A 12,184-nucleotide genomic window follows, 5' to 3' on the forward strand; every position below is an offset into this window, starting at 1 on the left:
GAATTTATTTGATGTTGTGAAGGATATGTCCCATACGTTCTTTCTTTGTCTTCATATAAAACTCGTTATATTTGTTGGGAGTGACTTCGATAGGAACGTTTTCTGCAATAGTCAAACCGTAAGCCTCCAGGCCCACGCGTTTTATCGGATTGTTGGTCATCAGACGCATTTTCGTGATACCGATATGTTTCAGTATCTGTGCTCCGACACCGTAATCGCGCTCATCAGCCTGGTGTCCCAGGTGCAGGTTGGCATCGACCGTATCCAGTCCTTCTTCCTGCAGTTTATAGGCTTTCATTTTATCCATCAGACCGATACCGCGTCCTTCCTGGTTCAGGTAAACGATGGCACCGCGTCCTTCTTTCTCGATCATCTGCATGGCTTTGTGAAGCTGTTCGCCGCATTCGCAACGCATGGAACCGAAAATGTCGCCTGTCGCACAAGAAGAATGTACGCGAACCAATACGGGTTCGTCGCCGGAGATATCTCCTTTTATCAAGGCGATATGTTCCAGTCCGTTACTTTTCTGACGGAACGGGATCAAGTGGAAATGACCGTATTGCGTAGGCATGTCTACCTCCACGCCTTTGTCGACAATCGATTCCGTCTTCAGGCGGTAAGCGATCAGGTCCTTGATGCAAATGATTTTAATATCGAACTTTTTAGCCACTTCCACTAATTGCGGGAGACGTGCCATGGTGCCGTCTTCATTGATGATTTCGATCAGTGCTCCGGCAGGGTAGAGACCGGCAAGGCGTGCCAGGTCGACAGCGGCTTCCGTATGTCCTGCACGGCGAAGTACACCGCGTGAACGGGCGCGTAACGGATTCACATGTCCCGGACGTCCCAGATCGGCAGGTTTGGTTTGCTTATCAGCCAATGCGCGGATCGTTTCAGCACGGTCGAACATGGAAACACCGGTTGTACATCCCCCGCCCAGTTTGTCGACTGTTACGGTAAACGGTGTTTCAAGCATGGAAGTGTTTCTGGCAACCTGCATGTCCAGCTCCAGTTCCTGGCAGCGTTCTTCTGTGATCGGGGCGCATAAAACACCGCGACCATATGTCATCATGAAATTTACTTTTTCGGGTGTTATCTTTTCCGCTGCCACAATGAAGTCTCCTTCATTTTCGCGGTCTTCGTCATCTACTACGATCAGGAATTTTCCTTCACGGAAATCTTCAATTGCTTCTTCGATGGTGTTTAATTTGATCTCACTCATATCATTTTAAATTTTTAGTTTCCAAATTACTGATCATATCTTCCAGTTCGCGGCTTGTTTTTTGTACAACCTGTATATCATGGCGCAATAACTTGCGCTGGTAGGTGGCGAGCAGATAAACCGGAACTCCTATCGGAAAAAACAGTCCGAATATCAGTCCGACCTTTCCATTGATGTTGGCATTCAGCTGGTTGTATCCTCCGATAACGGGATAATCCATCAGCTTGTTGAGTATCAGATTCTGATCCGAGTTTCCCAGTTCGTCGATGATACCTTCCATTTCTGCAGCTAGCTGTTCGGCTGTATGATCTTTTCCTCCCTGTTTCCAGAAAGTAAAATAATTAAGCCAACGCTTATGGTTTTTAAGGTATACGACGCAGTCTTCCGCCAACTTGTCCAGGCGGGGCAGCATAGCAGCATAATCCGGATTGAAGATGATTACTTCTTTTTTCTCCACCTTACGGCCGGCGCGTTTGCCGATGAAGTTTTTCAATGCGTTCAGATACGTGTCCGCATTCAGTATCACGCTATCGTTTACCGCTTTGTAAGTCAGGAAAATACCCAGCGGAGCCAGTACCGCTGAACTCAGCCACATGCCTTCCCATGCCTGCCATATCCCGTCGCGCGCCATCTTGAACCCTATATTATCTATGATATAATAGAAGATAAACAGGATAACGGAGATAACGACCGGCATACCCAGTCCTCCTTTACGTATAATAGCTCCCAGCGGGGCACCGATAAAGAAGAAAACCATGCAGGCGAACGAAAGTGTGAATTTCTTATGCCACTCGGTCAGGTGACGGCGCAGCTTGTAGGCTTCGTCTCCCTGTGTGGCGGCTTTAAAATAATAATCAGCTTTTACGCTTTCAATATTTGATTTGGCGCGGACAAGTAATGCGGCCTGCCCACTTGGCGTTTCAGCCTTGTACAGACTGTCGAATTTGATGATTCTGACCGGCTCGTCCGATTTCTTGGTCAACGAATCAGTTTTGTTTGATGCGACTGCGGCAGCACCCGATTCCTCCTGTGGGCTCGATTCTCTTTTTGATTTGGAGAATGTTCTTCTGTACGACATGTCATAAACACTTCTTGCATTGAGTGCTTTGATACTGTCGAGCCGAACGGTCATGGAGTCAATGGAAGACTGCAGGTCATTCAACTGCTTGCCCATATACTGGTTTGCCATGAGAGATTCGTCAGTCCGGGAGAAGTTGGCATCGAATTCGATCAGTATCTCCTTGGTATTGAATGTCTCCCTGCGGTAAGGAACAGATGTTTTCTTGTTACTGCCTCCGGACTGGTTTTCCATATTCTCGAACGACTCCCCATTGAAGAGCGACAACACGAGAAATAACTTGTCGGCTGATGTTTTGAGTCTGCCGGAGTCGGCAACGATTACACTGGTTTTATTGAATCCTTTCGAATAATCATAGATCATGATATCCTTGAGCAAACCGGTCTTGTCTTTTTCTTTGACATACACATTGTACCCTGTGATTTCCCCGTAAAAAACACCTTCCGGAATATCCAGTTCCGGTGATTTCTGACGCATCGAATAGAGTAGGGTGTATAATTTGACCTGTGCGACAGGCATTACATTGTTTTGGAAGAAAAAAGCGCCGACACTGATAAGTCCGATAGTGATAATCAGAGGGCGCATGATATGAATAAGCGATACACCGGCGGATTTCATGGCAAGCAATTCCAGGCGTTCACCCAGATTCCCGAAAGTCATGAGCGATGACAACAAAATGGCTAGCGGGAGAGCCAGTGGGAAGAGTGATAAGCCGGCGTAGAAGAACATTTCGCCGAGTACAGGAATGCCCAATCCCTTTCCTACCATATCGTCTATGTACCTCCAAAGGAACTGCATGAGTACAATAAACAGACAGATACCGAAGGTCATAATGAACAACGGCAGGAAAGTCTGCAGCATAAATGTATATAATCGTTTTATCTTCACCATTGCCTATCCGGATTGACGGGGCAAAAGTAGTGTAAAAAACGATAAGAACATTACATAATTCTCTAAAACAACCTAAATGCCGAGTGTCCGTTTCAATTCTTCCACCTGTGAGTCCCACAAATTGATAGAATCTTTCTTTTCATCCGGTTCGGCAAAGTCAGTTATTTCAAGCGCGGTTGCTCCCGTAAGTTCGACAGTGTGAATTAAAAACTCGAAGTAGACATTCTCTTCTTCCTCATCTGCCCATCGGTAGCGGATGCTTATTTCGGGTTTTACCGACAACACCTCTGCTTCCTGTTCGTCCCTGTTCCATTTAAAAACGTACATGTTGTCATTAATAGTTACATCGTCAGCGAACCAGGCCGACAGCCCTGGCGGAGTAGTGAGGTGATTCCATAAACTTCGGCGCGAAACTTTATCGAAAATGTATTCGATATGAAACTTCTCTTTTTTCATCTTTCATGCAATTATTTGCGCAGCAAGTTACTCATAAAGATTGATATTCCCAATAATCTTATAGTAAAAAAGCATCTAATTTTTAACGTCTTAGCTGAAAGCCCTGAAAAATAAAAGATTTTTTTTCGCGAAAGTGTTGCATAATATAAAAATAACTTCTACTTTTGCAGCGTTAATAAGAGAAATGACAACAAAAACATGATGGCGAGATAGCTCAGCTGGTTAGAGCGCATGATTCATAATCATGAGGTCCCCGGTTCAATCCCGGGTCTCGCTACGATTTAAGCCTCAAGGTCGAAAGATTTTGAGGCTTTTTTTGTTTTTCATATCTTCAGGGTTGTTTTTAATTCATTTTTTATGGTAGCTTTGTATTTCAATAATTAAAATGAATGACCATGGAACTGCAACTAATACAGAATAAAATTTACGAGATACGAGGACAAAAGGTGATGCTGGATTTTGATTTAGCCGAACTCTATCAAGTGGAAACACGTAGGCTTAATGAAGCCGTGAAAAGGAATATAAGGCGGTTTCCCGATGATTTCATGTTTCAGCTTAATGCCGATGAGTGGAAAAACTTGAAATCGCAATTTGCGACATCAAGTTGGAGCTAATCAATGAAACGCTGGCAGAACTGCAGGATAAAAATAAAGCCTTGAATAAGCCGCGGCCCAAAATTGGTTTTGTAAAATGAAATCAGTTGCACCGACATCTATCACTTACTGTATTAAACAGGATTGTGAATCTGGTCCAGCCGTTGTCGCTGGAGAGGCTGAACTGGCAGTGATGATTTGTCAGAACTTCTCTGACGAACATTAAGCCGATGCCCTGGCCTGATGATTTGGTGGTGAAGAAAGGAGTGAAAAGCTTCTTTTGAGTTTCTTCGCTGATGCCCGGACCATTGTCTTCAATGAGGATGGATACCGGCGAAGTTTGGGTAGTAATCCGTATTTCCCCGTTTTGTCCGATCGCTTCATACGCATTTTTGATAATATTGACCAGCACCTGTTCGATCTGTACCCCGTCGACTTCAATCGTCCGGTCATTCTCTGTCAATGTCAGGACCAGCCTGATGTTTCTTTGGCGACATTCTATATCCGTGAGAGCATAGACCGAACGCGCCTGTTCGTTCAGTGAAATAGCTGAAAGAGTCGGTTCGGGGACACGGATGGCATGCGCCAGGTTACTGATGAAACTCGCCAGATGCCTGCACCGCTCGAAAGACGCTTCCACGGCAGGTAATACATATTCCCATTGCCCGTTTTCGTCCTGTTTGAAAATGTCTGCCACTACATTCAGAGTCGATCCGATCGCTCCGACCGAATTATTCACTTCATGCGACATCATCCGGATGATACGTTCGTACGAATCCTTCTCCACTTTAAGCAACTCCTGCGTAATCTCTTCTATCAATATAAAAGGATGCTTAAATCCCTGGTCGATAAATGCCGATCGGATACAATGGTAGATCGTGTGCGTTGAAGTCCGGATCATCACATCATCCCCCTGTTTTAATTCCGCCAGGGCAGGGGCCAGCTCAAAAGAAGATTCCAGGAGCGTTTTCCCTTTGATATCCGAAAGATTGGAGATATTCAGCAGTTTTAAACCGGTGGGATTTACATCTGCTATCTGCTTGTCGAAGTTCAGGATAACGATCCCCTGCGGCGAGGCATGGATGAGCAGGTCGAGGAACTGGTTTTTCTCCCTTACCGCCAGCCGTTCGCTCCGCAACTGCGAGATCATCCGGTTGAAGATACCGATCAGCTCGTTGGCATCTTTATTCCTGACCGGGCGCAGATGCGTGGAAAAATCCTGGTCTTTCAGAAGCTGCATGCCGCTGAGCAGGATATGATACGGCTTGACCAGCTTATGGTAGATAAATGCAGCCAGCAGGAGCGATAAAATGGCGATACACTGTATAACCCAAAAAGGAATTGGCTCTTCCCGGAAAAAGAGAAAACCGATACCACTTGATATACCCGTGATAAAGGCAGCGATCGTCCAGAATATCAGCTTCGATTTCATTCAGGTAATTTGATGTCGTATTTTTCAAGACGGCGGTATAACGTTTGCCTGGTCAGTCCCAATGCCGTAGCTATTTTGGAATGATTGCAACCATATAATTCCACAGCTCTCTGTATCATCTCTTTTTCCACCCTTTCCAGGGAAAGGATGGTGTTCCCGCCTGCAGGCTGGCTGGCAGGGACTTCTATATATTGCTTTTTGAAGTCGGCATCCGTAATGATATCCTTTCCGGAGATCAGGATGGTTCGTTCTACCAGGTTTTTCAGTTCACGGATATTTCCGTGGTAAGGGAGCTTTTTCAGATACCCATACGCTTCCTGCGATATCTCCGGTTGGGGAAAGTTGTTCTGTTCAGCCTGTCTGCGTGCAAAATGTTCGACCAGCAAAGGAATATCCTCCAGCCGCTCGCGTAAAGCCGGCATCTGTATCGTGATCAGATTGATGCGGTAAAACAGGTCTTCCCTGAATTTTCCCTGCGCCACCATCTCCGGGAGATTTTTGTTTGTCGCACAGATAATTCGTGTGTCCACCTGCCTGGGCTTACTTTCACCCAGCGGCTCGAAAGTCTGATCTTGTAAAACCCTCAATAGTTTGACCTGGCAAACCATATCCAGTTCTCCGATCTCATCGAGAAAGATCGTCCCTTTGTCGGCGAGTTCGAAACGTCCCGTCCGGTCGTGGCGTGCATCCGTGAAAGCCCCCTGTTTATGACCGAACATTTCGCTCTCGAACAGTGATTGTGAGATACCGCCCAGATTGACTTTGACGAACGGTTTACCCAGCCGGTTGCTGCTCTCGTGAATCGCTTCGGCTATCAGCTCTTTGCCTGTTCCGCTTTCTCCGGTGATCAGGACAGGCGCGTTCGTCCGGCTGATGCGTGAAATCGTATTGAGAACCTGTTGCAGACGGGGAGACTTTCCGATGATCTTTTCAAAGCGGTCCGTTCTTTCCGTCTCTTTTCCGTCCGTTTCTTTTTCTTCGCTTTCCCGTAGCTGGATAGCAGTCTGTATCGTTTTCAGCAGAGCCAGATTGTTCCAGGGTTTGGTGATGAAATCGAAAGCGCCGGCCCGTATGCCCTGTACCGCCAGGTTTATGGAGCCCCAGGCGGTGATCAGGATAACCGGAACCGCCGGGCAGAAGATACGGACTTTCGCCAGTAACTCCAACCCTTCCTCGCCGGTTGTCGTATTACTATAATTCATATCCATCAGGATCAGTTGCGGACAGTTGCGGCGCACGAAGTCGACTGTCTCCTGCGGGTTCGACGCTGTTGCGACCTCATATCCCGCCCGCTTCAGCACCAGGGTCAGTGAAGTCTGTACCGTTAGATCATCGTCAGAGATAAGTATCATAGCATGTATTATTTCATTATTATCAGTACTGTAAAGTTACTAATTTTATTCATCCCGTAAGGCTTCTGCCGGAGGAATCTTTGCTGCCTGCCGGGCAGGATACCATACCGCTATCAGTGATATGACAGCCAGCAAGCCGAATGCCAGTGCGTAATTAATGAACTCCTGTTCATTCCCTATGCCCGCATCCATCCTGTTTGCGATCGGAATATCAAGAAGTTCCAGTAATTCGGTATGCCCTATGTTGATGCAGATATTTACACCCACTATGCTGGCGATAAATAACAACAGCAACGTCTCTCCGAAAATTAACTTTTTCACGCCCCACCGGGTCGATCCGAGCGCCAGCCGCAGACCTACTTCGCTCCGGCGTGCCTGCGTGCGGTACCAGAATGTCCCGATGATCCCCAGGAATATATTCAGGATCAGGAAGGCCGTGATCGCATAGATCCCGTTCAAATCTTCTGTCGGCCAATTCGTTAACCGGGCATTTTTGTCGATCGATTTCAGTGAACTCATGAAATACGGTCCGAGCATCAATTGTTCCCGCATCTCCTTCGTAAACCGTTCTTCAAAATCTTTATCCGCACTCGGGCTTACGCGCAGGCATATCTGCAGCTCCCGCAAATCATATTCTTCTCTCATTAACGGCAACAAGATATTACAGAAATACGAGTTGAAATAGCCGTCTTTCATTTTTTCGGCGGTCCCGATGACCGTATGCTCCCTTCTGTCGTCGGTGGATGAAGTCAGTTTTTTTACATTTTCCAGCGGAACATTGTATTCGTCATTGCCGAATAAGCCTTTCCGGTTGGGAGTGATCAGTATCTGGTTCGATCCGGGAGCGCCCCAGCCGCTGAGCTCTTTTGCCGTGGTATTTATTTTAAACACATCGAAGAAGCTTTCTGAAACCCATCTCAACCGGAATGTGACATTGTGGGTCGTATCTTCGTCGATGTAGTAGCCGCTCATGTAGCTGGATCTGTCAAAAGGAGCCGCCCATTTGGAAAAACATACATTTTCTACACCCGGATAATTTTTTACACGGTTCAGAAGCGTTTGCGCCAGTGCCGGTTTGTCCACCTTTTCCGTTTCTCCGTTTCCTTCGGTGTTGTTGGAGGGCGTATCAGGTCTTTTTTGCATCTCGATCAGATACGTGTTCTTCGTGTCAAAACCGACCGGTTCCCAATAACATTTTCCCATATAGTACAGGTAATCGACGCAAAACCAAAGCACACAAAATACAAGTATATATTCCAATACGATCCAGGCATTCGTTTTGCGTTCGTTCCAGATAATTTTAAATATGTGACGTATCATAATTATTTGTCATTTTGATTGAGTGAATTAATGATCTTCATCCGTGAAGCCCGGTACGCCGGTATGCCGGCAGAAAGGAGATTGATGATCAGGCAAACGGCAAATATCGCCAGCAAGACCGGGAATGAGATGAGCGTACTGGCAGGAATCGTGCTGTCTGCCGCAATATCCAGCAGCCAGTCCCGCATTTGGAAGACGACGACGTACGACAGTGCCAATCCTATCACGCCGCCGATCACTGAAGTGATCAGGTTTTCAAAAAGTACCTGTATCAGGATCGTATACTTCTTGGCACCGAACGCCTTTCGTATACCGATCTCTTCCGTCCGTTTCTTTATACGCGAGAGACTCAAGCCAGAGAGGTTGATCGCCGGTATCAGCAGCAGGATCAGCAGGATAAAAATCATTTTCCTTTTTTGTACGGCGATAGCGGAGGCAATCTCTTCGGCATTGTTCCCGTAAACCTCTTTCTGGAATATCTTGTTGTTTACCGGTCCTTTCAGATAAAGAATCCAGGGACTGTGTTCCGTTTCGAATTTTTTCTCCATCTTTCGTACCTCTTCTATGATAGTCGGGAAATCTTCCGGGCTTTCAGCCATCAGCATCACTTCGGTAAACCTGTTTTCGACAGGCTGTGTGGTATTGGGTATCCACAGGTCGCCGTATGCCTGTTTGAAAACCGGCGATACGTCTTCTACGATACCCACGATCCGGTACGGTTTGAAATTCACTAGAAAAGTTTGTCCCAGCGCATTTTCTCCTTTGAATACTTGCCGGGCGAGTGTTTCACTGACAACCGCCACGGATATTCCCGACTGAAATTCCCCGTCGCTGAACGGCCGTCCCTGCAAGAAGGAAAAAGACATTATTTTCCAGTAAGCCGTGTCGGTTATCCGCATATGGGCATTGATGATCTCGCTCGATCCTTCGCGCGTGATCAGTGTATTGGGAATATTTGACCATGACGGATTGACTCCGGAAACATATAAGGGAGTTTTCAGCGGGTAAAGATACTCTTTGAGTGTCTCGTAAGGGATGGATCCCGACTGCCAGCTGTTTCTTGCCGTATCCCTTTTTACCTGGTAGTTTATATATAAGGTACGATACCGGTTTATCTCCGGTGCGGTACTGATCTCCTTTATCTCGTCTGTTACAATGATCGTCATGATCATCATAATAGCCAGCGCAGTTCCCATAATAGCGATCAGGCTGATGAACTTGTTTTGTCTCAGCATCAGCAGCGCCTGTTTGAAATATACTTTGTACATACTGGTTCTTTTGTGATTTATTCTACCCGTCTTCCGTCGAAGAAGCGGACGATGCGTTGTGTTGATTCGGCAATATGCTCGTCGTGGGTTACCATGATGATGGTGGTTCCTTCTGCATTCAGCCGGAATAAAAGCTCCATGATTTCCGCTCCCATTTTGCTGTCCAGGTTTCCGGTCGGTTCATCGGCGAGAATGATCTGCGGATTACCGACTATGGCGCGGGCAAGGGCGACGCGCTGGCATTGTCCGCCCGATAGCTGGGTCGGGAAATGTCTCATGCGGTGTGATAGCCCTACCTTTTCCAACACTTTTACGGCAGCTTCCCGGCGGCTTTTGGCAGAGGATTTTCTGTAAAGCAGCGGGAGTTCTACATTGTCCAGCACATTCAGCGAATTGATCAGATGAAAACTCTGGAAGACGAATCCGAGCATTTCATTTCTAAACTCCGCCATTTCCCCGTCTTTCATTTCTGTGGTTTTTGTACCATTGATCAGGATATTTCCCTTATCAGGCAAATCCAGTAAGCCCATTAAATTGAGTAATGTACTCTTCCCGCATCCCGACGGTCCCATAATAGAAAGGAATTCGCCTTTTTGGACTGAGAGATTCACATTTTCAAGAGCAGTGGTTTCTACTTCCGTTGTGCGGTATATTTTTGTTATACCTTCCAGTTTGATTATTTCCATATTATTTCCAGTTTATCTGCCTATCCTGTTGCAATGTGTGTGCCATATTTCTATTGTGCTGAAAATGAGCGGTAGTCTTTTTTACGGGGTGTCCGAATACGGACAAATTTGTCCATAATCCTGTATAAAAGAAGCCCGCATTCTCAGATTGTCATCTATGAACAACTTGAGAATGCGGGCTATATTAATTATGTAACCTCACGGTTATGTTAATTAAGGTTTGCCTATAGAATTTAAGGGATCCGTATAGACAGAGTATAGGGTAAAATTTCACAAATTGTATTGTGTCCACAAATGTACTGCCATTGGTGTTATTTGCAATGTGTGTATTCCTATCATAGATATGTGGTATATATATCAATCTTTATTGGAGGCTATATGTTGGGTGGTAAAACTATCATTTCTGATACAAATACAGCTGTTGTGTTTGTAGGTCTTGAATATCAATATTTATAAAACTTAAATTAACGCATGTGTTCCTATCATAAAGGGTGGTAATCCTATCACGGAGAATCGCGTATATGAAAAAAAGCGGCGCACATGCGGAACAATCCGGATGTACGCCTTTATGCATATAAAAAATTGAGGGTCAAATTTTAATCAATAGTAACATGCTGAATAACTGTACCCCAGTCTGTTACAACAATATTGCCACTATTTCTTGAAAGATCAAAAGTCAATTCAGACAATTCTCCTTCGTTTACAGACACTTTCTCCAAATTTTTGACATTTTCGGAAGAAAGAATCATTTTATCGTCTTTGTAAAGCTCTATCGTGATATTGGAAGCCGGTAAAATAGTTGTGTTGTCAGCAACAAGATTTCCTTTTTCGTTCAAAGTAGCCGGAATAATATATTCGATATCTTCTCCGGTCAGTTCACCGTTATGATTGAAAGAACTTTTTGTTTTCTTTATTTTGTAATAAAAATCGCCGTCTCTTGAATCCAGCACTTTAATGATCCCTTTTGTGATCAAAGAAATGGAAGAAACTTTGCGTTCGATTTTTAAAGTTTGAGTAGCCGATTTTGTAGAAGCGCTTTTTAAAGTAACCTGTCCGTAGAATAAATCTCCCGGCAGTGTTGATGCGATACCGTTATTCTGTTTCAGGCTTACCTGCAGGTCGGAAATAATATTTGCCTGACTCATGGTGCTGACGTTTTCATTGTCTCCACACAATCCTGCCCATGCCACAACAGTGATCTGATCAGATCCCGGACATGCTATTTCGATCGGTTTAGCCTGGAGTAAATACGTCTTGTCTACAGTCATTTGTTTGTAGAAATCACCGCTCTGGTCGAATACGAACAAAGTTGTCTGATCTACGTCACCTTTTACTGTGATATCCTGATTGTCGGAATATGCTTTAAGAATAACAGAAAATGGAGCTTCAGCTTTAGAAGCTGCTGTATCAATAATACTTTCATCGATACCTGTTGAAGATGTACTGTCTGCTGAACAGCTAGCGAAAGTGATTGTAGCGATCAATGTGCAAACAAACACAATACAATTTGTTGAAATTCTACCCTTTTTCATGACCTTAATTTTTTATATGCTTGTAAATTACCCTATACTCTTGAGAGATTCCCTTAATTTGGTTAAGACCCTCATCAAAACCTTTTGTCTCTCGTTTACATTGCAAATGTAGAGACTAAAATGACATGTGTATCAAATGTAGTGATAATAAAAGTTAAAACGATCAAAATAGTTGCTGAAAATGTCAAAAACAGCGGTGTGAAACTCTTAAAACGTATGTAAATCTCTTATTTGCATGTCGTGAATGATAGATATGACAGGCTCGTTATTCTTTGAATTGATAGAAATACCACTCTTTTGCGATAGGAATGCATCTGTATTTGATAGTTTGAGGAGGGTAGTGGGGAGATCTTG

The 12,184-nt window shown here is 44.9% G+C and carries 9 protein-coding genes, 1 tRNA gene and 1 pseudogene; 2 read left to right on the plus strand and 9 right to left on the minus strand.

Annotated elements, in window-relative coordinates:
- Nucleotides 1-4: 4 nt before the first annotated feature.
- The 3 genes from P3L47_RS09025 to P3L47_RS09035 form a co-directional block, all read right to left on the minus strand.
- On the minus strand, nucleotides 5-1,222 hold the full coding sequence (locus P3L47_RS09025) for a bifunctional 3,4-dihydroxy-2-butanone-4-phosphate synthase/GTP cyclohydrolase II (RefSeq protein WP_122363248.1): 1,218 nt from the start codon (nucleotides 1,220-1,222) through the stop codon (nucleotides 5-7).
- A gap of 1 nt (nucleotide 1,223) precedes the next feature.
- Nucleotides 1,224-3,161: an LptF/LptG family permease gene (locus P3L47_RS09030; protein WP_277783690.1), complete on the minus strand. Its 1,938-nt coding sequence runs from the start codon at nucleotides 3,159-3,161 to the stop codon at nucleotides 1,224-1,226.
- A gap of 102 nt (nucleotides 3,162-3,263) precedes the next feature.
- Nucleotides 3,264-3,647, minus strand: a complete 384-nt coding sequence (locus P3L47_RS09035; protein WP_277783392.1) for an START-like domain-containing protein — start codon at nucleotides 3,645-3,647, stop codon at nucleotides 3,264-3,266.
- A gap of 203 nt (nucleotides 3,648-3,850) precedes the next feature.
- On the opposite strand from P3L47_RS09035, the gene P3L47_RS09040 reads away from it, so the two are divergent.
- Both P3L47_RS09040 and P3L47_RS09045 read left to right on the plus strand, forming a co-directional pair.
- Nucleotides 3,851-3,924, plus strand: a tRNA-Met gene (locus tag P3L47_RS09040).
- Between the two features lie 118 nt (nucleotides 3,925-4,042).
- Nucleotides 4,043-4,255: pseudogene (locus P3L47_RS09045) on the plus strand (ORF6N domain-containing protein); the annotation flags it as partial.
- An 88-nt stretch (nucleotides 4,256-4,343) separates the two neighbouring features.
- On the opposite strand, the gene P3L47_RS09050 reads toward P3L47_RS09045, so the two are convergent.
- The 6 genes from P3L47_RS09050 to P3L47_RS09075 form a co-directional block, all read right to left on the minus strand.
- Nucleotides 4,344-5,672, minus strand: coding sequence for a sensor histidine kinase (locus tag P3L47_RS09050; protein ID WP_277783393.1), 1,329 nt, complete (start codon nucleotides 5,670-5,672; stop codon nucleotides 4,344-4,346).
- Nucleotides 5,669-7,024, minus strand: coding sequence for a sigma-54-dependent transcriptional regulator (locus P3L47_RS09055; protein ID WP_277783394.1), 1,356 nt, complete (start codon nucleotides 7,022-7,024; stop codon nucleotides 5,669-5,671). Before P3L47_RS09055 ends, P3L47_RS09050 begins: the two co-directional genes overlap by 4 nt.
- Nucleotides 7,025-7,069: 45 nt before the next feature.
- Complete coding sequence (locus P3L47_RS09060) at nucleotides 7,070-8,344, minus strand: ABC transporter permease (RefSeq protein WP_277783395.1); 1,275 nt, start codon at nucleotides 8,342-8,344, stop codon at nucleotides 7,070-7,072.
- Between the two features lie 2 nt (nucleotides 8,345-8,346).
- On the minus strand, nucleotides 8,347-9,612 hold the full coding sequence (locus tag P3L47_RS09065) for an ABC transporter permease (protein WP_277783396.1): 1,266 nt from the start codon (nucleotides 9,610-9,612) through the stop codon (nucleotides 8,347-8,349).
- A gap of 17 nt (nucleotides 9,613-9,629) precedes the next feature.
- On the minus strand, nucleotides 9,630-10,292 hold the full coding sequence (locus P3L47_RS09070; RefSeq protein ID WP_122363278.1) for an ABC transporter ATP-binding protein: 663 nt from the start codon (nucleotides 10,290-10,292) through the stop codon (nucleotides 9,630-9,632).
- A 602-nt stretch (nucleotides 10,293-10,894) separates the two neighbouring features.
- The gene (locus P3L47_RS09075; protein WP_122363255.1) at nucleotides 10,895-11,830 is read right to left on the minus strand and encodes a FimB/Mfa2 family fimbrial subunit; all 936 of its coding nucleotides are present in this window, start codon (nucleotides 11,828-11,830) and stop codon (nucleotides 10,895-10,897) included.
- Nucleotides 11,831-12,184: the final 354 nt, after the last annotated feature.

The sequence above is a fragment of the Parabacteroides chongii genome, from assembly GCF_029581355.1.
Lineage (GTDB): Bacteria > Bacteroidota > Bacteroidia > Bacteroidales > Tannerellaceae > Parabacteroides > Parabacteroides chongii.